The organism is Paenibacillus sp. FSL H7-0918, from assembly GCF_038007025.1.
GTDB classification, from domain to species: Bacteria; Bacillota; Bacilli; order Paenibacillales; family Paenibacillaceae; genus Paenibacillus_AQ; species Paenibacillus_AQ odorifer.
The window spans coordinates 150665-174626 of sequence record NZ_JBBOWJ010000006.1; the positions used below are offsets into that span (position 1 = coordinate 150665).

Genomic DNA, 23962 nt, shown 5'->3' on the forward strand with positions numbered 1-23962 from the left:
AAGGGTAGATCAACATAGAGTCGCTTTCGGGAGTGTTCCGATGGCGGCTCTATTTGTATGTCATGATTGCGATAGTTTGGTGCATTCTAAGTAGATGGTATACTCTTGTTGGAAAAGAAATGTAGAGGGGATGGCGAAGGCGAATTGATATGGTTCATTATTAGCGCTGTAATCATCATAGGGATTCTAATCTATGTGGGATTTTTCTTCTATGGTATTGCTATTAAACGAGCGCCAAAGGTATTTCTAAGTAATAATCCTAATCTGAAGGCTGATCCTCCGGTTGCCGGAGCTTCTTGGGGGGAGGGGAAGGATTGGGTCTCTCGCCAGAGCTTCGAGAATATTGAGATCGTATCTGCAGATGGACTTAAACTAAGGGGTTACTTACTCCAATCTAATCGTGCTGCGGGACGCACAGCCATTCTAGCCCACGGTTATTCAGGTAAAGCAAAGGATATGGGGGCGTACGCCAAAATCTACTACGAGAACTTAGGCTTTAACATCCTAATTCCCGATGCAAGAGGGCATGGAGATAGCGCAGGGGATTACATTGGTTTTGGTTGGCCGGAACGAAAAGATTATTTGCAATGGATTGAATACATGATTAAAAAGACTGGGCCCAGTGCTCAAATTGTGCTTCACGGCGTCTCTATGGGCGGTGCTACAGTGCTAATGACCTCAGGGGAAGATCTTCCGCCGCAGGTAAAAGCTATTGTTGCGGACTGCGCTTATACCTCAGTAAAAGCACAATTATCTTACCAACTACGACGCATGTATCGCTTGCCAAGTTTCCCTTTCGTTCAAAGTGCAAGTCTAATCACCCGCTTGAAGGCGGGGTATGGTTTTGGTGAAGCCTCTGCATTAAAACAAGTGCGGAAAGCGAAGGTCCCGATTCTTTTTATTCATGGGGATGCGGATAACTTTGTACCTTTTGCTATGATGAATGAATTGTATGAGGCATGCCAGAGTCCAAAAGAGAGACTCATAGTGCCGCAAGCGGGGCATGGATTGTCTTATGATACGGATAAGGCGGGGTATATAGATGTAGTAACAGCTTTTGTAAGTCGATATGTAAAATAAGTCCTGAACGTAGACAGCGCCCGATATCCGCTAGGTAGCGGTTATCGGGCGCCTATATTTTTCCACACATGACGTAGTCCTTGAATAAGGATCGTACCGTCATGCTTTCTCGTTATATTCATCCCCCGCCGTTCGTGAGTAACGGGTGTCTTAATTCCTTGTTATTTCCAGCAGCCGTGTGGCGAGAATAATCCTTCCAATACGACAAAAGCCCTACCTCTCTTTTGCCCTTGCGGCTCCATTGACCGCGCCAGTGTGAATCGGAATGCTATATTTCGAATTTAATCTCATAAAAAGGAAGAGTACTGCAAGAAAACATAAAGCCTCTTTGTCCAAAATGCCGATGTGTATAATAGTCGGCCTGACATCTTCTTGGTGGGGATATTCAATATATCGAAAAACAAATACCATATAAATATAACACACTATTGTTTAAAAGGCAAATATAATAATGAATTCCAAGATAAGGTTTATTTGATTCTAGAGAGGAACAAACCTCGATAAGGGGCGCTTAGATTTTGAAAGTAACTTAAATTGGGTTAATTGTGAATTATTCCGGAAAAGCTAGTAAACCAGAGGAGATGGGCGATCTCGGTGCAAATGGGCTAAAATGTAAGTTGGATATTTTTGCAAACGCTACAAACTTCAACTGAAAATGCCAGAGACGAATGGGTTGTGTCTGCTGGGGTTATTTTGCGTGCCTATTTTGTGAACAGCTCTCTAAAACTGACAATAAACTCCAACATTGATTGAAGGATTGAGGGTAGACCGTTATAATTAATAAGTCTGGATTTTAATTAAAAAATAAGGGAGATTTTTATGAAACGCGCAGATGTGTGGCTGATTTCCATCGTATTGATTGCTGCGCTCGCTTTTCTCGTACCGAGATGGTTTTCGGACAATGATGACAAAGGTGGGGCCGGTAAAAATCTCATAGCCAATGTAACGGTGGACGGTGAGTTATTTAAAACGGTAAAGCTTACAAAAGAAGAACAAACCATTGAGGTCCGCACGGAACGCGGCTATAACATTTTGAAGGTGCATGATTACGGGATTGAAATGTACGATGCCGATTGCGCTGATAAAGTTTGCCTAGGTTTTGGTTTTATTACCCTGCCCAAACAGACGATTGTCTGTCTACCGCATAGAGTATTAGTCGAAATCACCAGTGCGTCGGGGGAGGATGATATAGATGCCTATGTCCAGTAGTGAATCTGCAACAGCTTTAAAAAGAACAGTGATTATTGCGATTTTCGCCGCAGTGGCAGTAGTGTTAAGTTTAATAGAGGCACAGATTCCGTTATCCGGGATGGGACTGGTGCCGGGTGCTAAGCTCGGACTGGCCAACATTATGATTTTGACTTGTATTTACTTTTTACGTGGACGGGATGCTTTGCTGCTTGTCATCCTCAAAACACTGCTTACTGCATTTCTGCTAGGTACCTTCTCAAGCTTGCTGTTTAGTTTATTTGGTTCACTTTTTAGCTTTGTTGTTATGTTTGTGCTGATGCTGATTAGTGGCAAAGGTAAGAGTATAAGCTTGATCGGAATTAGTATAGCCGGTGGGATTGCGCATAATATCGGTCAGCTGCTGGCAGCTTCTATGGTATTTGCATCACTTAGTATTTTTTATTATCTTCCCATGCTGCTGATCACTGGGGTAGTAACAGGAATTGCCGTGGGCTATGCAGTCCGTTATTTGGTGGCGTCATTGTCAAAAATATCGCTGTTTGAAGAATTTTTGGACTGATTAGTCACATCAGCGGAAGGATGACTAACATGAATGAATCATACGAAGGTCAAGACTTAGAGGGAGAAGGACAAGCAGTCATCTCTCTGGATGGGGTATCGTTTGGCTATGATCCCGAGCATCCGATTCTTCAAAATATAACGTTATCTATCTCTCAAGGACAATGGGTCAGCTTGGTTGGTCCTAATGGCTGCGGGAAGTCTACGTTGGTCAAGCTGCTCAATGCTCTGCTGCCTAAGGGGGCTGGTGAGATTGTGGTTAGTGGCATGCTGCTTAGTGAGGAAACGATCGGAAGCATTCGGCAATGTATCGGAATGGTGTTCCAAAATCCGGATAATCAGTTTATTGGAGCCACTGTAGAGGAAGATATCCTATTCGGCCTGGAAGGGCTTTGTTTGCCGTACGAAGAGATGGCTGAACGTTTGCACTCCTATACGACGAGACTAGGAATAAATCATCTGTTGTCCAAGCATCCGGGTGAGCTGTCGGGAGGTCAAAAGCAGCGTGTTGCTATCGCTTCCATTCTTGCTATGGAACCAGGCATCGTCATTTTTGACGAGGCCTCTTCTATGTTGGATGAAGGAAGCAGAAATGACCTTCTCGGTATTCTGCAGGATATGCGGGCAGAAGGGAAGTACACGATCCTCATGATTACACATGATGCAGATGAGATTTTGGCATCGGATCGGGTGCTTGCACTGCATGGAGGTGGTTTGGCTGCAGATGTTACACCGGCGGAGTTGTTCCGGAACGAGGAGCTTCTGGAAAAATGCCATCTGCGTGAACCTTATCCTTGGCGCCTTGCACGCGAGCTGCAGAACCAGGGTATTCATGTGGATGTTCCGACCAGTGAAAAGGAGCTTATAGACACGTTATGGCCATAGAATTACAGCAAGTAAGTTACACCTACGCTGACCGAAGCCTCTGGAAGCTGACGGCGCTCCGGGACATTAACCTCAGTGTACCCATTGGCTCGATGGTTGGTATTGCGGGGGCGACGGGCTCAGGTAAATCGACGCTGCTGCAATTGTTTAACGGGATACTGAAACCAACCGAGGGTACGGTAAAAGTGCTTGATGTAACTATTCAGGCTGGTGAGAAGTCACCTAAGCTAATGCCACTGCGCCGCCGAGTCGGATTGGTATTTCAATTTCCGGAGCAGCAGATGTTCGAAGATACGGTCGAGAAGGATCTCATTTTCGGTCCCCTTAATTTCGGCATGAGTCTCGAAGAGGCAAAGTCACGTGCACGTCAGGCCATGTCAGATATGGGGCTGGATCTCGCACTGCTAGAGCGGAATCCTTTCCAATTGAGCGGTGGACAAATGCGTAAGGCGGCTATCGCTTCCGTGCTAGCTATGGACCCTGAGGTCATCGTTCTGGATGAGCCCACGGCAACGCTTGATCCCATTAGCCGTGCAGAGCTAATCAGCTTGCTGGAGAGATTATGTCGTGAGCAGGGCAGAACGATCATTATCGTCACGCATCGGATGGATGAGTTATTGCCCTATGCGGACAGCTGGGTTGTACTTAAAGAGGGCAGCACGGCGTTTCAGGGCAGTGTAAAGGTGCTTGCAGATGATCCTTCAATTCTGGAACAGTGTGGTTTGACGGTTCCACAGTCCCTTCGTTACTGGCGTGCAGTTGCTGATCATTTAGGTCTTGTGGATGAAGCCCCCCGCTTGACGGCTGAGAGTCTGGCAGAGCTTATAGCTTCGCTGCCAGCGGAATCAATAAGCACTGGTAAGCCCGATGGAAAGAGGGATGACCATGAATGAGAAACTGATCTTAGGTAGGAGTATTGAGACCGGTTCGTGGGTGCACAAACTGGATGCTCGTGCCAAAATCACTGGCATGCTATTATACGTAGCTGTTATCCTGCTCTCACGTTCGTGGATGGCCATGGCTGTGCTGGCTATTTTTTCGATAGCCGTTATGGCTTCAACGAAGATTCCGCTTAAATACTTCCTGAAAGCAGCTAAGCCTTTACGTTATTTAATGTTGTTTATCTTTATTGTGCAATTGGTGTCTGTAAAGACAGGGGAGGTAGTGCTGACTCTTGGTTCCTGGTCTATCTATGAGGGAGGGCTAAGATTAGGGGCATTTTCGGTCATCCGCATGTTCTTTCTTATCACCTTTACAGCGCTTCTGACCTTCACAACAACGCCGGGGAAGCTGAATCAAGGGCTGGAGGGGATCTTGACACCCTTCAAAAAGCTTGGCTTATCCCCTGACCGTATCACGCTGATGATCAGCATTTCACTTCGTTTTATTCCTACGATTCTAGATGAATCGCAGATAATAATGAAAGCGCAGGCCTCAAGGGGAGCCGATCTGAAAGAGCTGCCTTTGAAGGAAAAGGGACGGATGTTAGTCTCCCTGCTGGTCCCGATTATCGCCAGTGCTTTTAGGCGTGCTCAGGATCTGGTGTATTCCATGGAGGCCCGCGGTTTTCGCATGGATGCTCCCCGCAGTCGGTATCACCGCCTAAGGTGGGGCAAATTCGATACTGTTTTTATTGGGATGTTTGTGGTCATGGGAATTGCAGTAGCTTTGTTATAATACTCATTCCCTATTAGTAGTATCAACTTGGGAGGGAACTTGAATGGCACGTTATTTTAACGGTAGAGAAGTCGAATTACTCGCACCCGCAGGAACGTTTGAGATTTTCAAGGAAGTGATCCAATCACGGTGTGATGCAGTTTATTTTGGTGGACCTGTATTGAATATGAGAATGATGCGTAAAGGTTATAATCTTACTCATGAAGAGATTGTAGAGGCACTTGATATCGCGCACCGTCTAGACAAAAAAGTGTATATCACTGTGAATAATCTTTTTAGTGAGGAAGATGTGGAGGAAGCTAGAGAATACTTGCGTTTCCTTGATGGTGCTCGGCCAGATGCCTTGATTGTTCAGGATATGGCAGTGTTGGAGCTTATTCGGGAGATGGAGCTTAACCTTCCTATTCACTCTTCCGTAATGATGAATGTTCACAACCTGGAGATGATCTATGCGCTGCGTGATCTGGGTGTAACTCGTGTAGTTACCTCGCGGGAAATGGACCTGCAGACAGCTAAGCTGCTTGGTCAGCGGAGTGGCATGGAGCTGGAATATTTTATTCACGGGGATATGTGCTCTGTGCATGGTGCAAATTGTTACTTCAGTTCCCATGTCTTTGGTATGAGCAGCAACCGGGGGAAATGTATGAAGCCTTGCCGCTGGGATTATCGGGTTAAAAAAGACGGATATGTATATCCTGCTGAATATCCACTGGCTGTCAAAGATATGTTTATGTATGAGCATCTTCCGGAATTGATTGAATCAGGCATTACTTCCTTCAAAATAGAAGGCCGTATGCGTGATAAGGATTTTATGGTGATGCTGGCGAATAGCTACGGCGAAGCCATTGACCGATATATCGATGATCCGATTGGCTTTGATCGTACGGTTGATACTAAAGAGCTGTACAACAACCGCAAGCGTGACTTTTCGACAGCTTATGCTTTTGGTAAACCAGGGTTAGCTAACATTAACCGTCGTTATGAAGGTACGGGCAAATTCTATAGCACTGGAAAAGTATTTAGCACACCAACCGCAGAACGTGAGCTATCTGAAAAACGTGTAGAGGAATTGCGGGAACGTTTGGCGCAAGAAAAGAAACCAATGGCAACAAAAGCTAAGCTGGCTGTACGTGTGAATAATATGGAACAGGCGCGTGTAGTATTGGAGCTGGGTGTGGATAGTTTATACTTGCCGGGGGATGTATTTGAACCGGACAGACCTTTTACAAAACGTGATATTAAGGAACTTGGTGAGCTAAAAGGCGATAGCAAAATCTATTTAGGGTTGCCACGTATGATGACCGAGCTGCATTTCGATCAATATGATCAATTGCTTGGTGGAGAACGCTTGCCGATCGACGGTCTAATCGTTACTAATTTGGGAGCGATTCGCAGATACAGCTCTACAGGTTATCCGTTAATTGGAGATGGTAGTTTAAATGTCTACAATCATCTTTCAGCCCAATTATATGCGAAATTAGGTTTAACTCAGCTTTCGGTTTCACCGGAAATGACGCTGGAGCACTTTGCTACCTTTGCCTCGCGTTGTGACACACCTTTGGAAGTTGTTGTACATGGTACACCTGCACTAATGTATATGGAACATGACCTTTATGAGAATACTGAAGTAATGGAGCCTATCGCTGAAGAGGATAATCAATATGTGCACAATAATGTATTGGTTCTAAAAACAGACAAAGGTGAAAATCCGGTATATCGTGATCAGCACGGCCGTTGCCATCTTTTGTTCGCGAAAGAGCTCTGCTATTTACCGTTGCTTGGTGAGATGATTGATCTAGGCATATCTAGTTTCCGTATTGAAGGAGCGACATATAGCGCTCAGCAGTTGCGTGAAATTATAATTTCTTATCAACAAGCTATGAATCGTACTGAAGTAAAAGTTGATATGCTAGGTGGTCTTGAGCCCATTTATGCGGGTTATACTCTAGGTTCGCTGCAATTTAACTAATTCTATTTTTTGGGGCAAAATACCGTCTGCTAGTAAGAAGAATGCACAGTACTCTATGAATAAGTTACTATTTTCACAAGAAGAGAGGGAATCAATCATGGAACAACAAGAATTCATCGGAAGAGAAGCCGTAGCGGCAAAGCGTAAGCAATATTTCTATCCGTGTACACAGCATTTTTACCGCGATGCGCCTCAGCTTGTGCGAGGTTCGATGCAGTTTGTGTATGATGAACATGGCAAACAATATACAGATTTCTTCGCAGGTGTATCTGTAGTTGCCTGTGGGCACTGCAATCCAGCCATAACTGAACGTACGATTGAGCAGCTGCAGCAGCTGCAGCATACGTCTACGATCTATTTAACTCAGCCAAATGTGGATTTGGCTGAACGTCTGGAAGAGGTTATGCCAGGCGGTCTACGCCGAACCTTTTTCGTGAACAGCGGCTCAGAGGCTAATGAAGGCGCACTGCTGCTTGCCCGGATGTTTACAGGACGCAAAGGGTTCATTGCACTGGAAAGTGGTTTACACGGCCGTACCAATCTAACTATGAGTGTGACAGGTCTGCCGATGTGGCGCACCGATAAATACTTGGATCATGACGTTGAGTTTATTCCTCGTCCATATCATCCAGAACTATCTCTGGAGGAAGCCGCTGCACTATCCCTGGAATCTCTGGAGCGAGTGCTTGAGGAGAAGGGGAATACTATCGCCGCAATGATCGTAGAGCCAATCCAAGGCAATGGTGGTATGATTATGCCAACGCCAACCTATTTCAGTGAGGTCAAAATGTTGCTGGAGAGATACGGCGTGCTTCTGATCGCTGATGAAATTCAAACTGGATTTGGTCGTACAGGCAAAATATTTGCTATGGAGCATTTTGACGTAGTGCCCGATATTATAAGTATGGCCAAGGCACTGGGGAATGGAATTCCGGTGGCAGCCTTTGCGACAACGGATGAGATTGCACTCGCGCTGAACCGTCCGTCGGCTTCAACCTTTGGAGGCAATCCGGTATCTGCTGCAACGGCGCTGGCTGTGCTTGATTATATTCGCGATGAACGGCTTCCTGAACGCTCAGTGCTGCTCGGAGAACGATTGAAAGCAGGGCTAAAGACCCTTCAAGACCGTTATCCTTCGCTTATTGTGGATGTACGGGGAATTGGGCTTATGTTGGGAGCGGAGCTTGCTGGTGAGGATGCAGAAGGCTCTGCGGCGCTTACAGATCAAGTACTGGAAGCGATGAAAGACAGAGGATACCTGATCGGCAAAAATGGCATAGGACGCAACGTACTAGCCTTTCAACCGCCGATGATTATTACGGAAGAGGATATCGACGGGCTGCTTTACAACCTGAATGAAGTCCTTGCGGAGCTTAATGACTAATATAATGAATTTCAAGTAGCGAAGAAAGAGGAAAACGAATGGCTATTCTAAACATTTTTAAAACTGCAGGCCTAAAGCTTAAAATGTTCAGTGAACTGGTGATGTTCTCTCATACGCTTTTTTCGCTGCCGTTTGCCATTATCTCGATGGTGTGGGCTGCTGGGGGCTGGCCATCAGGGCATGTGATGATCTGGGGTCTGATTGCATTGATCGGTGCCCGTAATGGCGCTAATGCATTCAATCGGCTGGCAGACCGTACGTTTGATGAACAGAATCCTCGTACGGCACATCGGCATTTGCCACAACGGTTATTGGCAGAAAAAGAAGTGGTTGTCTTTGTTATTGTCAATTATGCCATCTTTATTGTGGCTTCAGGCATGCTGAACTTGCTCTGCCTGCTCTTATCGCCGGTAGCAATCGTGTTAATATCGACTTATTCTTATACAAAACGTTTTACCTTTCTAAGCCATTTATATTTAGGCTTTGTTATTGCTTCCGCACCGATTGGTGCATGGTTTGCCGTAACCGGAAATATCGCATTTACCCCGTTTGTGATCGGGACGGTAGTTATGCTCTGGATTGCCGGATTTGATATTATCTACGGCACTCAGGACATTGAATTTGACCGGCGGCATGGGTTATGGTCTATTCCGAGCTTCTTTGGATTAGAGAATGCGCTGCGTATCGCCAAAGGTCTACATTTCATTATGATTATGCTGCTATTATTTCTATACGTATGGCAGGATCTCGGCTGGGTGTATCTGGTTGGGATTGGCATCGCTACATTGCTCCTGATGACCGAGCATAAGATTATAAAACCTTCGAATCGTAAGCTGATGAAGGTGGCTTCTTATAATCTAAATCAGGTAATTAGCATAGTGATATTATTGTGTACGCTGATTGATTTTTTCTATGTTAGTTAGGGAGCTGGCTTTGGTGAGCCGGCTGGCTGAGCATTGGCGCATTGCCCTCAAACTAACAACAAAAGACAATAGCCTACCCCTTTTGGGTAGGCAAGGGAATTGGAAAGCTGGCTACGCTAGCTTTCCTTTTTTGTGTTGACTCGGGTCCCCGCTCTGCAAGGGGGAAGCTACGAGTTGAATGCAAAGATTAGGGAAAACCTCCCTAATCTTATTGAGTTTTTTATCCTTTGACTCTGTTTTAGGGAATTTCTCCCTGAAATATAGCTGGTTACTCTTAAAAGCATGCTAAAGTGGACTTTATTAGGGAGGAATTCCCTAATATCGTGGTTTTCGAACGATTATTAGCTAATTTTAGGGAGGTTTTCCCTAATTATATCCGATGGAGTAGAATGACTGAATTAGCTCATGTGCGCTACGCTGCGTTTGCGTGTTTAGCTTGTCCTGTTGAAGCGGAAAAATAGCAGTTGAATTGCGACAAGATCAATAAAATGATGTGTCTAAATCAAAAAAACGGATACCCCCAAGTGAATGGGAGGTATCCGTTTTTATTTGTATTAGAACGTACGCTTTAGCGATCACGGTCCGCAAAATATTGCAGCAACGTTTCCAGATCAGCATGCGCCGGGTAGGAGGAGAGCTGCTGCACAATAGCTGCAGCTTTATCCAGATAGTTCTGGCTGACCCGTTCAGCGCGAGCGAGGGCATCGCTATTGTTAATTAGGGTGAGCACATGTGCTACTTCAGCGTCGGAAGAATCCGGGCCGATTGCACGGATCACAGGCGAGAGCTTAGGGTCCTGCAAGGCGTACAGCACTGGCAGGGTGACCTGACCATGTCGCAGGTCGCTACCGGCAGGTTTGCCTAGGACATCGGCGGACTGTGTGAAATCTAGCAGGTCATCTTGTATCTGAAAGGACATCCCTAAGGCTTCTCCAAAATTATAAAGGAGATTGGCAACTTCTTCGGTGCTTTCAGTGGACAGTGCACCAACCCGTAAGCAGGTTGCCATAAGAAGAGCGGTTTTGTTTAAGGATTTCTCCAAATACTGATCCATTGTAATTTCATAATCAAAAGCATGTTCCATTTGCTGATATTCACCCAGACACAGCTGAGCGGTGGCTACAGAGGATAAGTCATGAACGTATCTGTTTTTATCTCCTGTATATTTGCTCAGCAGCTCGATGACCCGAGCGGACATGTAATTACCAACATGTACTGCTGACAATGTCCCCGTCTTAATATGTAAGGCGGGTACGCCCCGCCGTAACTCAGAACGGTCAATGATATCATCATGAATTAATGAGGCGGCATGAATAAATTCAGCAGCAGCAGCTAATTGAAGCGCTCTGCGACCGGTATCCTTACGGCCAAACCGACTGCCAACAATGACCATGAGGGGACGAAGGCGTTTACCACCGGAATTTATAAGCTCTAGAACACTTTGCGCGAGCTGAGATTTCTTAGGTACATCTTTATCACGCGTCACAAGGTTTACGATTTCGCGGTTGATTTCATTTATGTCTATATTTAAGGCCTCATGCAGCTTCATTTATGGATCCCACCTGTCAAATGGCTTTGCTTGTGCGACTACGCTGTCTGCACTCTTGAATCAAGAACTCTTCGATTCCAGTAGCTGGATCATGTTCCGCGAAGTCTCCATTTGACCGTCTAATCTGCATTTTTTTGATCGAAGGAGCTAGATAAGCAACTAAGTCGAGCTCACGGCATTTCACCGCAAACTGCAGGTAAAAGCTATACAAATAATCTCCATCCAAAATGTTGCGTGTAAGGTCGGGATGATGTGGGATACATTCCATATGGCGCTCTGCTGCCAAAGTGAGAATAGTGTAAATACCCAGCAAATTGACTTTGCGGCTGTATTCCAGATCATGGCGTTCCAGTACCGAGATTAGCTGTTCACATGCAGCCGGAGAGGGCTGAAGCTCAATTCCGGCAATAGGTGACATTTCAGTATGCAACAACCGGAGGGTATCTTCTATGAGTTGTTTGTTCACAAGATTCTCTCCTTCTTGTCGGTTTTGCCGGAAGAAACCATACCCCGATCATCCCTACAAAACCATTCATTCAAGAAAAAACCACCATTTCCTAGGATTAGGAAGGTTATTTTCTTCTTGTAAATAAGGAGAGTAATGTGTCCTAGGGACACATTACTCTGAAGTATATCCATATTTAACCCTAATAAAATACAATTTGCACATATGTTCTATATGATAAATTACACAAATTCAGGGTTTTATTATCAGTCGGTGTATAGATACCATCGTCTGACGAGCGGAATTCTCTTCCACTGTTTCTTAAGCCAAGGAAGTACATAGTAGTCTAGACCAAGTGTGCTTCCCGATCCGCCGATGCAGGCAATACCAGCAGCAACGTACCATAACATTTCTGTCGAGGCCATTTTGGTTGACCAAATCATGACCGACATGCCTACGGTTGCTATAGAAGCAAGTGCTGTGAAGAGACCAACGATGAGCATAATACCGAAGACGATTTCTGCACATACCATACCGATTTGGAACCATTTCGCGAGGAAAGTATAACTTCCGTCGTTGTTGTAGAACATCAAATCCATGAACCAGTTTGTAATGTTGTATACGAAGTTAGGTACAGGCAACGCTTCAACTGCTTCTTTTGCAGTGGATACTGCTGAAGCTGCAGATTGTGCATCTACGGTGTCTTTAACTGCATCTACTGCAACACTGGCTGCTGATGAAGCATCCGTTGCAAAAGGAGCAGCTGGAATCAAGAAAATCTTATCTGGATCTTTCCAAATCTTTTGGATCTTCTCAATACCTTCGTATAACCACATACCCCCAAGTAGAACACGAAGTGGAACGAGCCAGAAATTAGGTGAACGTTTGGAGAAGTGACCACCCAAGAAGCTCTTGCGGTTCTCAACATGGAAGAATTCATGCATCATATATGTCCATACTTTATTGAATCCGACAACCTGAGACAGGTAGAACATATTAATAAAGTGTTTGGATAGCATTGCCATGAATCCAGTAAGCATAAAGAACTTACCTGGCAGACCAACGTTAGCTACGCCGTAGCGGCTACCAATGGAGACCATTGTACCGTGGAAACCTGGTTTGTAAGCTTTTTTAGCAGTGTTCTGAATGTCGGCGGCAATGTTGCCAGCAACAATCGGAGCGGCTTGTTCAGCGTTCTCAACCATTTGTGGTACAGGACGAGTTTCACCTTCAGGAATGTAGAAAATGTTGTCCCCTACTACGTAGACGTTCTTATGATCTACACTTTCCAGGTTCTCATTCGTAACAATCCGTTTGCGGCCTTGTTGTTGAACTTCAAGTCCACCAACGATTTCGGAGCCTTCAACACCAGCAGTCCAAACAATTGTTTGGGAATCAACGACGTTTTTCTCACCAAGGGCAACACTACCATTGCCTACTTCGGTGATTTTAGCGCCAGTAACGATTTCCACGTTCAGCTTACGAAGGCGAGCTTCAGCTTTTTGAATCAGCTTATCTGGAAGGATAGGCAGAATCTTCGGAGCCATATCAGCCACAATCAGTCTTACTTCGGATGGGTCGATAAAGAACTCCTTGCATAATTCCTCGCGTTGTTCAGCCATTTCACCAACCAGCTCGACACCAGTAAAGCCGGCACCGATAATAACGAAGGTCAGCATAGCACGGCGTACAGCTGGATTTTTCTCCATAGCCGCTTTGGTATACATATCGCGGATTTGGCGTTTCAATGCTACCGCATCATCGTAAGACCAGAAGGAGAAGGTGTTTTCTTCTGCGCCTGGAATGCCGAAGAAGGTTGGTTTGCTACCTGTGCCGATTACAAGGTAATCGTAAGCGTAGGTAGCTTTATCGGACTTAAGTTTTCTGCTTTTGAAATCGATATTGCTGATCTCATCAAGAACAACATCTACTTTAAGGCCCGCAAAAATTTTCTTAAGATCGATCTTGATTGAATCCTCTGGAGCACGGTTCGCGGCAACCTCATGCAGCTCAGTCAATAGAGTGTGATATGGATTCCGGTCGATCAGTGTAATTTCAACATCTTTGTTTTTCTTAAATTTCTTTGCCAGTTTCTTAGCCGTGAGTACGCCGCCGTAGCCGCCGCCCAAAATGACTATTTTCTTCAAGAGAAATTCACCTCATTCGTCTGATTAGCTGCAGAAGGTCCTGCGAAATTATTTCGCGCCTTCGAGTGCTTTTTCTGCAAGTGTAAAATATTCACCAACATGAATACTCACGCCGGAAATTGCATCAGTTTTGCCTTCAGCATCAAGCGTTGGAGCAGTACCTTTGTTTTCAAGGAAGTATTTTTCAGCCAAAGCGATTTCTTCATGCCATTCAGCAGAAGCGCCGCCAGCTTTCATACCATATTTACCATCAACGGAGAATTGCTTCTTGTCATCGCCAGCAGCATTCAAACCACTGAATTTAACAGCTACAACATTACCGTTAGCAACAGTCAGGTCAACAGTGGATTTCCAACCGGATTCAGCGTCCATTTCGCCTTCAGCATGGTAGCCTCCGTCTTTATATTGACCAGCTTCTACTGGACCAGCAGCAAGAGCAGCTTGAGCAGCTTTTACAAAGTCAGATACGTGTACGGATACACCAGAGATGGCATCAGTTTTCCCCTCAGCATCAAAAGTTATAGCTGCTGGATCTTGTTTTTCGATCAGGAATTCTTCAGCTTTAGCTGCTTGCTCGTGCCATTCAGAAGAAGCACCACCAGCTTTCATGCCATATTTACCATCTTCAGAAACCTTTTTCTTCAGGTCGCCTGCAGTGTTAACGTTAAAGGCATCCCAGTCAGCTTTAGTGATCTTTCCACCTTCTACAGTTAAGAGTGCGAAATATTGCCAGCCAGTTTTAGCATCAACGTCAGCAGTACCGTAGTAAACTCCGTCTTTGTACTGTCCAGCTTCAGTTCCAGCGTTACCGGAATTTGTTGCAGGAGCAGTTGTTTCAGCTGGTGCGTTAGTAGGGGCTGCGGCGTTGTCTGTGTTGTTACCACAACCTGCGAGCAATCCAAGGATAAGTGCGCTCGACAAGATAACAGAAGCTTTTTTCATTTCAAATGACCTCCAAAAATATAGTTTAAAATATATATATTAAAATGTAAAACATTTTAATAGTCGAGCGAAGTGATAAAAATCACTTTATAAATGATATTTGTCACTTTAATCTCATACCTCATTACCCGTTTGTAACAGTATCATGACTTATATCGGCATAGATTAGAAAAAAATTTAATGATGTTGTTTTATCTCCGATGGCATTCTAGCATATGGACTAGGAAAACATTTGTGAAATAAATCACTTAAAAAATTAAATATTTAATTTATATCTGGATTATATCAAATTTTAAAAGATTTGAATACATAAATTAAAAAATATATGTGACAGAATACGACTTAATTTGCTAATGCCATGAATGGCGGAAAGATTCATAGCGAATGGGGAAGGGTAAGTAAAGGTAACACGGGATAACGATCCTACCCTAATTAATTCAGCTAAGGAGATGAGCTAATAATGGACAACAATGTATTTAAAGGGAAATGGAAACAGCTCAAAGGCGAGGCCAAGAAGCAATGGGGCAAGCTTACAGATGATGATCTTGACGTAATTGATGGTGAAAAGGATAAATTAGTAGGTAAACTACAAGAACGTTATGGACACACGAAAGAAGACGCGGAAAAAGAGTACCAAACTTGGGGACGTTCCTACCGCGATTAATTCGTTACTAATGACGTCTATAATAAAATTCCAGAAGAAGAGCGCAAATCGCATCTGATTTGCGCTCTTCTTCTGCGTCCGTGGGCGGTTAGTTATCGAATAGGGCTTTAGTATGGTAGTATTATGAGATGAAAGTTGTAATTTATTTTGCCAAGGTGGGAGTGAATCTATGGGTTATCTTAAAATATTTTTTGGAAACACCGCGATGCTAATAGCTGTAGCCTATTTGGCTAATCTTATATATAAAAGCACCATTTCAAATGCAAGTGTAAGAATAAAGAAAGTAAGCTGGGTATTACTAGCCATCTTTGCCGGGTGGATTAGTACTCTTTTTGGATATAGGCTGGATGAGCATGTGATTTTTGATTTACGTTTTGTGCCACTTATTATTTCAACGCTGGCTTATCCGCATCCTTTCATTCTTGTTTTGATTGGTATAGGAACAGGTCTTACACGGTTAACTTTTGGAGTAAATGAGGCAGCAATGGCTGGTACAATTAATTTGTCCATTCTAGGATTTATTTGTGCTGCGCTTAGCTACTGGGTCAGACGATCTAGCTTATGCATAGTGAACAAAGGTTTGATCGTGATTCTAGTCGTAAATGTAATGAATGCAATCAACATTATGGTGTTTGGTGTGATTCCCGCCCCAGAGTACATAAGAGAGATTATGCCGATTACTTTCCCTGCGGGGTTGATTCTAAGTGTTCTATTCTCCTTAATTATTCGTGACTTTCAATTAGGACTCTTACGGAATGTGCAGATTCAGCGTGCTAATGAACAACTGTCCGCCCAGACGGAGGAGCTGCATAAGAATAAGATAGCGCTTGAAGAACGTGCCGATCAGTTAATGATGGCTTCGCAATTTAAATCCGAATTTCTGGCCAATATGTCTCATGAGCTTCGAACACCACTGAATAGCATCATTAATTTATCGCAATTAATTGAAGACAATGATAATTCTCTTACGGAAGCAGAAATGAGTGAGTATGCAGCCATTATTCGCCGTTCTGGTGAAGAATTATTGATGATAATTGGCGATATATTAGATCTGTCCAAAGTGGAAGCAGGTCGATTGGATATTATAAATGAAGATTTAAGTGTTATTGAGATCCCAGAGATCCTGGCTATGCAATTCGCTGTCACGGCTAAACAAAAGGAATTAGAATTTACTATTGCTATGGAAGAAAACATCCCGCAAATGATTCATTCCGATCCACAGCGGATTCAGCAGATCCTGCGTAATTTGCTCTCTAATGCTTTTAAATTTACAAAGTCTGGCCATGTCGCACTCCGTATTCGTCAAGAGGAACGTGGGGAAAGAGCTATTGTGAAGCATTGGATTGTATTTGAGGTAGAAGATAGTGGGATAGGTATTGCACCAGAGAAGCATGCCATGATCTTTGAAGCCTTCCAACAGGCGGATAGAACAATTAGTCGAAAATATGGCGGAACAGGATTAGGACTTTCTATTAGTAATGATTTGGCCAGACTGCTCGGAGGGTTCATTACTTTAGAAAGTGAGGAGGGTAAAGGGAGTCGTTTTTCGCTTTATTTACCCCTCGAATTCATAGAAGAGTAAGCTCCAATATTATTTGTTAATTTGGCGTATTGACAGTAGATTGATGCGGAGTAGAATGAAGCAAATGCCGCATCAAAGGAGTGTTACCCCTTTCTATGAACAACATGGAAACTAAGCACACAGTTACTAGTTCAAAGCGTGTCCGTAAAACCTCAGTACATCGCAGGAATTTGCGCATTGCTACCTGGGAAGGTGTGCCATCGACCATTTTCCAGGTCCTGCTGCAAGGGCAGTTTCTAACAGGATTCCTGCTATATTTAGGAGCCACTTCAAGTCAAATTGGATTTGTGCTAGCGCTTACCACTTTGGTTAACGTGATGCAGATCGGGGTAGCTTTTTTGATTCAGAAGCTGCCAAGCCGCAAATGGGCTATGGTTACTTTTATCGGCCTGCATAGGATACTTTGGAGTTCTACGGGGCTAATTCCGTTTATTTTTCCTAAAGAGTATTGGGTCATGGCTTTTATAGCCTTATATACTACTGCTTTTATTGCCAATACGGCGGGTGGTGTGCTGTGGAGCTCTGTGATCAGCGATCTTGTTCCGGCACGTGTGCGTGGACGTTATTTTGGGATTCGTAATACGTTCCTGAATGCACTCGGTAGTCTGGTGATGTATGGTGGGGGTATCGTTTTGGATCGTTATCCCGGGAGCCATGGCTTTCTGATTCTTTATATTGTTGTGTGGATCTTCGCGATCTCTAACGTCGTTGTATTCTTTTTTTATCCCGACGTGCCTTTCGAGAAATCGGAAGAACATAAATTTTTACCGATGTTTAAGAAACCGCTTAAAGATACTTTATTTATGAAGTCTACTTTGTTTCTGGCCGCCTGGTTGCTGCTGCAGAATTTAACTGTTCCGCTATACTCGTATGTCATGTTGCAGTTACTTCATATAAATTATGAAACGTTATCACTGCTTAATGTGTCCCAGACTCTTTTTATGATGGCTAGTTTCTACGTTTGGGGTAATCTAAATGCAAAATATAGCAATAAACGTCTGTTGTTCTTTACGTTGCCGATTATTGCCTTGTCCTCGTTGATGTGGGGACTCTTGTCTGTGTTGCCGATGCTGTTGGTGTTGTTTGCCGCTCATATTGTTTTTGGTGTAGGTGTAGGCGGTTTCAACCAGCTGGCCTTTAATTTTATTATTGGAGACACGCCGAAAAAAGAACGGCCTATGTATATGGCGACCTATGCGGCGCTTACGGGTTTATCATCCTTTTTTGGTCCGCTTATTGGGGGACAGCTGTATGAAAAAATTGCCCACTGGCCGCAATGGACCCAAGTATACGGTATGCAGTTGGTAGTGGGAACGCTTATGATCGCTCTTGCCTTCCTGCTGGGCCGTCGTATTCTAAAGGACGAATAGAAGTAAAGGGGACTATTCCATGTTAAGGATTGCGTTGGTATTAGGGGCTACTGGATTAGTAGGGAAAGCGGTTACGGAGGAATTGCTGAATCGTGAAGGATGGGGTGAGGTGAGAGTGCTTGTACGGACTCCATTAGCTTTAGAACATCCTAAGCTTAAGCAAATCGTTGTGGATTGGGAGAGCCTGGCGGAGTATAGCGATTCGTTCGAAGGCGTTCATTCCATCTTCTGTTGCCTCGGGACTACGATCAAGAAGGCAGGTTCACAAGAGCAGTTCGAACGTGTCGATCTGGATTATCCGCTTGCAGCTGCTGCTATTGCGAGAGATCACGGTGTTAAACAGTTCTTGGTTGTTTCATCCATGGGGGCAGATGCCAAATCGCGCAATTTCTACAGTCGGACTAAGGGGAGAGCAGAGGAAGCGTTAAGCAAAATCGGTTTTCAAGGGCTGCATTTGTTTCGGCCATCCTTGCTGCTGGGTCATCGTGAGGAATTCAGACTGGGAGAACGCGTCGCGGCTAGATTGATGAAAGCACTGGAGTTTGTGATGGTTGGCAAAGCGGCTAAATATCGTGCCATACCTGGTGTAACTGTGGCGAGAGCTATGGTTAACATTGCCTCTGCTGACACGCATGGTTTGCATATCTACACGAATGAAGTAATACATGTGATTGGAAAACGTTAAGTTTTTCAGGCTGCTAATAAATTTGCATTACGGTGAGAACAGGACTTACAATGGACAATAAATGATCAGCGTTTAATGGAGAGGGGTAACAAGATGAGTAAAAAACAAGTAGCTACTACAAAAGCACCAGGAGCCATTGGTCCTTATAGTCAAGCCATTACCACCGGTAGTTGGGTATACACTTCAGGACAACTGGGCCTTAATCCCGAGACAGGGAATTTGGCTGAGGGCGTTCAGGAACAAGCTCGTCAAGCACTTAGCAATGTACAAGCTATTCTTGAGGAAGCTGGTGCATCACTGGATCATGTAGTGAAGACCACCGTATTCCTAAAAGATATGAATGATTTTGCAGCAGTTAACGAGGTTTACAGCACTTTCTTTAAAGAACCTTATCCTGCCCGCAGTGCCATTGAGGTTGCTCGACTTCCCAAAAACGGACTTGTTGAGATCGAAGCGGTAGCACGTAAGAAATAAATATGATTTCGCACTTCTAGATTATTCTACAAAAAAAGGCGGGTTAAGGAGGATCACCTTCTTAGCCTGCCTTTTTATATTATCAAGAGGACAATCAGTATCTGCTGTATCTTCTGCGGCGTGGTGTGAGCAATAGCCAAATGCTGTAGAGCAGCAGAAGACCTGCCGTTACTGTGCCCGTTACAAAGACTGCATTAGCTTCTCTATGTTCCAAGGCGATCGCGATGAAAGCCCATACGAAGACCAGAGGATAGATGCTGTCTCGGTTAGGGTAGCTGACTAACACCGCAAGCAGTGTCCCCACGCAGAGCATGATCACGGCCCAGGTTATCCCGCTAAGTCCAAACCCATCCCAATGATTTTTCTCCAGAACAACGCTAACATTCACGATAGTCGCCACAGAGATCCAGCCAAGGTATATACTAAAGGGTAGCTTGATCAGCCATTTCTCACCTGAAGTAGGATTTGCGATCTGGCGCGTTCGGCGATAGATAACAATGATGGAAATTAACATTAACACCATGGCAATCAAAGAAAGCTCGATGTATAGATACTGCCAGAGGAAAAGCCAGCTCATATTAAAAACACAGCTCAGGATAAACCAGAACGAAATAGCTCGTACAGAATCCCTAGAACTTGTATAGGAGCGGAATTGATAAATAACGAAACCGGCTAACAAGAGGTAGATCAGCGACCAAATGGAGAACGCGTAGCCAGCAGGAGTCATGTAAGTCTTATATTTGTCAGAGATTTCTCCTGTACTGTTTCCGCCCAAAGGCAAGGTTACCGCCAGCACATTTACGATAATTACACCCACAAAGAATACGAGGTTCCACCATTTATAAGGATTATAACGTCTCAAATAATTCACTCCCTAGCTTTTTTAATAGGGTGTTGCTTATTTAGAATATACCCCTTTTTGACCTAATTAAGACTATTAAAAGAAAAGAAGTGACTAGTGAGTCATAACATTCTTGGATAGTAGGGCAGTAGTGCGGGGTATTTTAAATGAATCAAATTACTGGGTGTTTCTATATCCTTCAACTTTATTTCATAAAAATCTACAGAAAATATGCAGAAATGTTTTTAAATCAGCGCTTTTTCGTATAAGATGAAGAGATGAAGATTCAAGAAAATATAAGTTTTGTCCTAGTTCTTTATCCTTATATTTACCGCAGGACCGCATTCCCTCTCTAAAAGAGGAAGAAGCGACTTCTACTTGTATAGCTTCAAAATTTATTTCTCGCGGAAAAGGTTGCAGTTACCCTTCCTGATGGTAGGGGGCTGGTTCTTTTTTTGCTTGCTTAAAAGACAGGAGATCACCGATGACTAAGCATCTGTATGCAATATGGTTAGGGGACGTTTTATTTTGCTTCTCTGGCGAAACTTCGGAGCCGAAGGTTGACGCTTGGACTCGCGTAGTGAAGCGGATGGAGCTACAGGGAGGAGTGCGTCCTTTTGCAACTGCTGCTCTGCGTCTGGCAGAAGTGAAATATCCGGCTCCCCCTGTAGAGGGGAAGCCAGCCCGGCGCGGATTGCCCGGACGAACGTTCGAAGGGCTCGCCTTGGTTCCTAGCGATGCATTTCAACTGCTTCTGGCATGGGATGAGACGTTATGCCGAGATCAGGGAGTGGAGCCAGGCGGCGAACTGCGTTACTGGGCAGCAGCGGCACGTTTTGCGCTGGAGCTGATGGGTACGGGCGGGATTACGCCGGGGGCCTTGCCACCACGCCCTGTGGGCTCACGTCGCCGCGGCGGCGAACAGGCGGCGACGGTCTGCTGGTCGCCAGCTTTCCGAAAGCAGGAGGACAAAGAGATCTTTCTGCAGCTGGCAGCATCCATGCCTGTTCTTGCACTAGGAACGCATATCGCAGAGGCAGGGGATTTATCCTCTCGTGATGAGGCTGGAGCATATGTGCTTTACTCCTTTATGCAGGCTGTAATGACTGCTGAGATAAAAAAAGTAATTGCGGGCATTGAAAGTGAGTTAATCCCTTATAAAGCGAATTATCGCCGGGGTTATTCCCCTTTAACTGAACTGTGGTGGAATAGCCTTCTCACGGGAAGCCGAGATATACCCGTGCAAGGAACTCCGGCAGAGGTGACAGACCTTTTGGTCACTGTGAACGAGACCGCTGGCAGCGATGTGCCACATTCAGAGCCAGAGGAAGCACGGAGCGGGCAGCTGGGTCTTGGGCTACGGCTGGAGCCGCCAGAAGACAATGAAAACAATAATGAAGTCTGGCGGTTAACCTTCTGGGCGGAGAATAAGGAAGAAGGGGAATTCTGGTTTCCCGCCAAATCGATCTGGAGTAGTAAAGAACGAGAGTTTACGTTATGGGGTAAACGCTATCGCAATATCCAGCAGCAGCTGCTTATAGCGCTGGGCCGGGCTGCGAAGATATCGCCGGATATTCAGCGCGCTCTTGCTAAGCCTGCGCCTACGGGGGCGGATTTGGAACCGGAGCGTCTTTATTTCTTTTTGAAGGAGACGGTGCAGCAGCTGCGCGATCGGGGAATAACGGTGCAGATGCCTTCGCGCTGGAGCCGTGAGGGACGCCGCCGCATTGGCATGAAGATGAAAATGCAGCCGGGCGTGAACGGGGGCGATAGTCCGGCGCCCGCAGCTCTGGGTATGGAAGAGCTGATCTCGTTCCGTATTGAGGCCTCGCTTGGAGATAGTACGATTAGTGAGGAAGAATTAAATGCATTAGTAGAGGCCGGTGTACCTTTTGTACGTTTCCGCGGGGAATGGATCGAGATAGATCCTAAAGAAATCCGCCAGGTTCTTAGATATATGAAACGCCATGAAAACGGAGAAATGACTGCCGCGGATTGGATGCGTCTAGAAGCCGAGGATGGTGAAGATCGGCTCTGGAAAGGAATGTCCGTCACTGGGATGGAGACATCCGGGCTGTTGGCATCACTTATGCGCGGAGATGTATTACGTAATCTTCCGGTGCGTCCTGTACCTGAGGGTCTGCATGGAACTTTAAGACCTTATCAGGAGCGGGGTTATCAGTGGCTGGCCGAGCTCAGTGGTCTGGGTTTTGGGGTATGCCTCGCCGATGATATGGGTCTAGGTAAAACGGTGCAGGTTATCACCTGCCTGCTGGACCGGGCGTTAAGTGCTCCCCCTGAAGAGAAGCAGGAGCCTGTACTGATTCTCTGCCCAACATCGCTTCTTGGCAACTGGCAGCGGGAGCTGCAGCGCTTTGCACCTTCGCTTAATGTACACATACATCATGGTGGACGCCGTGTTCGGGGAGATAGCTTCTTAGAACTGGCAACCAGTCATGATATCGTACTGACGACCTATCATTTGGCAGGCCGTGACAGTGAGGATTTAGCCAATGTTCAGTGGTCAACAGTGGTGCTGGATGAAGCTCAATATATTAAAAATCACCGTACGAAGCAGGCGCAGAGTGTGATGAAGTTATCAGCGCCGCATCGCATAGCTATGACAGGTACTCCGGTAGAGAACAGACTTGGCGAGTTATGGTCTATTTTCCACTTTTTAAACCCGGGCTATTTAGGAACCTATCATTCCTTCCGGCAGCGTTATGTGTCTGGTGAAGGTGGGGAACGCCTGCGGGAGCTACATCGCTTGGTATCCCCCTTCCTGTTGCGGCGTCTGAAGAGTGACCCGGATATTTCTAAGGATTTACCGGAGAAGCTGGAGCTGAAGTCTTATTGCCCGCTGACCGAGACCCAAGCTGCCCTGTATCAGGGTGTCGTGGATGAAATGCTCGGTGTGATCGGGGAGAGCAGTGGTATGGCTCGCCGTGGACTGGTGTTATCCTCTCTGACGAAGCTGAAGCAGATTTGCGATCATCCTCAGCTATTCCGGAAAGAAGAAGGACGGAGTCCACGCAATGAATATTCCGGTAAAATGGAGGTTATGTTCGAGGTGCTGGACAGTGTCGCTGAAGTTGGCGAATCTGTGTTGATCTTTACGCAATACGTAGCGATGGGGGAGCTGCTGGTGAGCAAGCTTACTAAGCGTTATGGTACATCGCCGCTGTTCCTTCATGGGGGGATTCCAAAACGGGAGCGGGACGAGATGGTGCATGATTTTCAAGAGGGCAAGGGGCCAGCCTTCTTCGTGTTATCTCTTAAAGCGGGCGGAGTAGGTTTGAACCTAACCCGGGCCAATCATGTTATTCATTACGATCGCTGGTGGAATCCGGCAGTGGAGAATCAGGCGACAGACCGGGCTTTCCGAATTGGGCAGGATAAGAACGTACAAGTTCATAAGCTGATTTGCCAAGGAACGCTGGAGGAACGTATTGACGAATTAATTGAGCGGAAGAAAAGCCTTTCGGAGCAGGTTGTTGGTTCTGGTGAAACATGGTTGACCGAGATGTCTAATCATGAACTGAAGGAGCTTATTGAACTGCAGGATCAGGATTGGATGTAAAGAAAGACATGAGCAA

At 45.3% G+C, this 23962-nt stretch carries 20 protein-coding genes; 15 read left to right on the plus strand and 5 right to left on the minus strand.

What is annotated here, in order from left to right; genetic code table 11:
* Positions 1-105 precede the first annotated feature (105 nt).
* The 9 genes from MHI15_RS29430 (at position 106) to MHI15_RS29470 (ending at position 9667) form a co-directional block, all read left to right on the plus strand.
* Positions 106-1080: an alpha/beta hydrolase gene (locus MHI15_RS29430; protein WP_256717233.1), complete on the plus strand. Its 975-nt coding sequence runs from the start codon at positions 106-108 to the stop codon at positions 1078-1080.
* An 819-nt stretch (positions 1081-1899) separates the two neighbouring features.
* Entirely contained in the window at positions 1900-2289 is a 390-nt protein-coding gene (locus MHI15_RS29435; RefSeq protein ID WP_036681022.1) for a NusG domain II-containing protein, read from the plus strand.
* The gene (locus MHI15_RS29440) at positions 2273-2830 is read left to right on the plus strand and encodes a Gx transporter family protein (RefSeq protein WP_076124520.1); all 558 of its coding nucleotides are present in this window, start codon (positions 2273-2275) and stop codon (positions 2828-2830) included. Before MHI15_RS29435 ends, MHI15_RS29440 begins: the two co-directional genes overlap by 17 nt.
* A gap of 29 nt (positions 2831-2859) precedes the next feature.
* Positions 2860-3714, plus strand: coding sequence for an ATP-binding cassette domain-containing protein (locus MHI15_RS29445; protein WP_076141845.1), 855 nt, complete (start codon positions 2860-2862; stop codon positions 3712-3714).
* On the plus strand, positions 3705-4607 hold the full coding sequence (locus tag MHI15_RS29450) for an ATP-binding cassette domain-containing protein (RefSeq protein WP_076302342.1): 903 nt from the start codon (positions 3705-3707) through the stop codon (positions 4605-4607). Before MHI15_RS29445 ends, MHI15_RS29450 begins: the two co-directional genes overlap by 10 nt.
* Positions 4600-5391 carry an energy-coupling factor transporter transmembrane component T family protein gene (locus MHI15_RS29455; RefSeq protein ID WP_339189337.1) on the plus strand — a complete coding sequence of 264 codons (792 nt, stop codon included), beginning with the start codon at positions 4600-4602 and terminating at the stop codon, positions 5389-5391. The genes MHI15_RS29450 and MHI15_RS29455 overlap by 8 nt, the downstream gene beginning before the upstream one ends.
* 43 nt (positions 5392-5434) lie before the next feature.
* Complete coding sequence (locus tag MHI15_RS29460) at positions 5435-7360, plus strand: peptidase U32 family protein (RefSeq protein WP_339189339.1); 1926 nt, start codon at positions 5435-5437, stop codon at positions 7358-7360.
* Between the two features lie 97 nt (positions 7361-7457).
* The gene (locus MHI15_RS29465) at positions 7458-8744 is read left to right on the plus strand and encodes an aspartate aminotransferase family protein (RefSeq protein ID WP_339189341.1); all 1287 of its coding nucleotides are present in this window, start codon (positions 7458-7460) and stop codon (positions 8742-8744) included.
* A 38-nt stretch (positions 8745-8782) separates the two neighbouring features.
* A complete protein-coding gene (locus MHI15_RS29470) occupies positions 8783-9667 on the plus strand; it encodes a UbiA-like polyprenyltransferase (protein WP_076179740.1) in 885 nt (294 codons plus the stop codon).
* Positions 9668-10235: 568 nt separating this feature from the next.
* Here MHI15_RS29470 and MHI15_RS29475 read toward each other — a convergent pair.
* From MHI15_RS29475 to MHI15_RS29490, 4 genes are all read right to left on the minus strand, one after another.
* A complete protein-coding gene (locus MHI15_RS29475; protein WP_076124510.1) occupies positions 10236-11216 on the minus strand; it encodes a polyprenyl synthetase family protein in 981 nt (326 codons plus the stop codon).
* A 16-nt stretch (positions 11217-11232) separates the two neighbouring features.
* Positions 11233-11682, minus strand: a complete 450-nt coding sequence (locus tag MHI15_RS29480; protein ID WP_076124508.1) for a hypothetical protein — start codon at positions 11680-11682, stop codon at positions 11233-11235.
* A 245-nt stretch (positions 11683-11927) separates the two neighbouring features.
* Positions 11928-13808, minus strand: a complete 1881-nt coding sequence (locus tag MHI15_RS29485; RefSeq protein WP_076124507.1) for an FAD-dependent oxidoreductase — start codon at positions 13806-13808, stop codon at positions 11928-11930.
* A gap of 48 nt (positions 13809-13856) precedes the next feature.
* Positions 13857-14750: an FMN-binding protein gene (locus tag MHI15_RS29490; RefSeq protein WP_076124505.1), complete on the minus strand. Its 894-nt coding sequence runs from the start codon at positions 14748-14750 to the stop codon at positions 13857-13859.
* Between the two features lie 460 nt (positions 14751-15210).
* Between MHI15_RS29490 and MHI15_RS29495 the strand changes: the two genes are divergently transcribed.
* From MHI15_RS29495 to MHI15_RS29515, 5 genes are all read left to right on the plus strand, one after another.
* A complete protein-coding gene (locus MHI15_RS29495) occupies positions 15211-15414 on the plus strand; it encodes a CsbD family protein (protein ID WP_036682530.1) in 204 nt (67 codons plus the stop codon).
* Between the two features lie 169 nt (positions 15415-15583).
* Positions 15584-16996: an ATP-binding protein gene (locus MHI15_RS29500; RefSeq protein ID WP_076124504.1), complete on the plus strand. Its 1413-nt coding sequence runs from the start codon at positions 15584-15586 to the stop codon at positions 16994-16996.
* Between the two features lie 95 nt (positions 16997-17091).
* A complete protein-coding gene (locus tag MHI15_RS29505; protein WP_051491245.1) occupies positions 17092-18366 on the plus strand; it encodes an MFS transporter in 1275 nt (424 codons plus the stop codon).
* Positions 18367-18385: 19 nt separating this feature from the next.
* Positions 18386-19051, plus strand: a complete 666-nt coding sequence (locus MHI15_RS29510) for an oxidoreductase (RefSeq protein ID WP_076124502.1) — start codon at positions 18386-18388, stop codon at positions 19049-19051.
* Positions 19052-19144: 93 nt separating this feature from the next.
* On the plus strand, positions 19145-19525 hold the full coding sequence (locus MHI15_RS29515) for a RidA family protein (protein ID WP_341165204.1): 381 nt from the start codon (positions 19145-19147) through the stop codon (positions 19523-19525).
* A 94-nt stretch (positions 19526-19619) separates the two neighbouring features.
* Here the strand turns inward: MHI15_RS29515 and MHI15_RS29520 are convergent, their stop codons facing one another.
* Entirely contained in the window at positions 19620-20387 is a 768-nt protein-coding gene (locus MHI15_RS29520; RefSeq protein ID WP_076124500.1) for a TspO/MBR family protein, read from the minus strand.
* 463 nt (positions 20388-20850) lie between these two features.
* On the opposite strand from MHI15_RS29520, the gene MHI15_RS29525 reads away from it, so the two are divergent.
* Entirely contained in the window at positions 20851-23946 is a 3096-nt protein-coding gene (locus tag MHI15_RS29525; protein ID WP_341165205.1) for a DEAD/DEAH box helicase, read from the plus strand.
* Positions 23947-23962 lie beyond the last annotated feature (16 nt).

Coding starts and splice junctions, on each gene's coding strand:
- MHI15_RS29465 (WP_339189341.1), top strand. CDS start 7,458: ATGGAACAACAAGAATTCATCGGAAGAGAAGCCGTAGCGGCAAAGCGT.
- MHI15_RS29440 (WP_076124520.1), top strand. CDS start 2,273: ATGCCTATGTCCAGTAGTGAATCTGCAACAGCTTTAAAAAGAACAGTG.
- MHI15_RS29495 (WP_036682530.1), top strand. CDS start 15,211: ATGGACAACAATGTATTTAAAGGGAAATGGAAACAGCTCAAAGGCGAG.
- MHI15_RS29450 (WP_076302342.1), top strand. CDS start 3,705: ATGGCCATAGAATTACAGCAAGTAAGTTACACCTACGCTGACCGAAGC.
- MHI15_RS29455 (WP_339189337.1), top strand. CDS start 4,600: ATGAATGAGAAACTGATCTTAGGTAGGAGTATTGAGACCGGTTCGTGG.
- MHI15_RS29490 (WP_076124505.1), bottom strand. CDS start 14,750: ATGAAAAAAGCTTCTGTTATCTTGTCGAGCGCACTTATCCTTGGATTG.
- MHI15_RS29460 (WP_339189339.1), top strand. CDS start 5,435: ATGGCACGTTATTTTAACGGTAGAGAAGTCGAATTACTCGCACCCGCA.
- MHI15_RS29510 (WP_076124502.1), top strand. CDS start 18,386: ATGTTAAGGATTGCGTTGGTATTAGGGGCTACTGGATTAGTAGGGAAA.
- MHI15_RS29515 (WP_341165204.1), top strand. CDS start 19,145: ATGAGTAAAAAACAAGTAGCTACTACAAAAGCACCAGGAGCCATTGGT.
- MHI15_RS29475 (WP_076124510.1), bottom strand. CDS start 11,216: ATGAAGCTGCATGAGGCCTTAAATATAGACATAAATGAAATCAACCGC.
- MHI15_RS29435 (WP_036681022.1), top strand. CDS start 1,900: ATGAAACGCGCAGATGTGTGGCTGATTTCCATCGTATTGATTGCTGCG.
- MHI15_RS29505 (WP_051491245.1), top strand. CDS start 17,092: ATGAACAACATGGAAACTAAGCACACAGTTACTAGTTCAAAGCGTGTC.
- MHI15_RS29470 (WP_076179740.1), top strand. CDS start 8,783: ATGGCTATTCTAAACATTTTTAAAACTGCAGGCCTAAAGCTTAAAATG.
- MHI15_RS29445 (WP_076141845.1), top strand. CDS start 2,860: ATGAATGAATCATACGAAGGTCAAGACTTAGAGGGAGAAGGACAAGCA.
- MHI15_RS29525 (WP_341165205.1), top strand. CDS start 20,851: ATGACTAAGCATCTGTATGCAATATGGTTAGGGGACGTTTTATTTTGC.
- MHI15_RS29500 (WP_076124504.1), top strand. CDS start 15,584: ATGGGTTATCTTAAAATATTTTTTGGAAACACCGCGATGCTAATAGCT.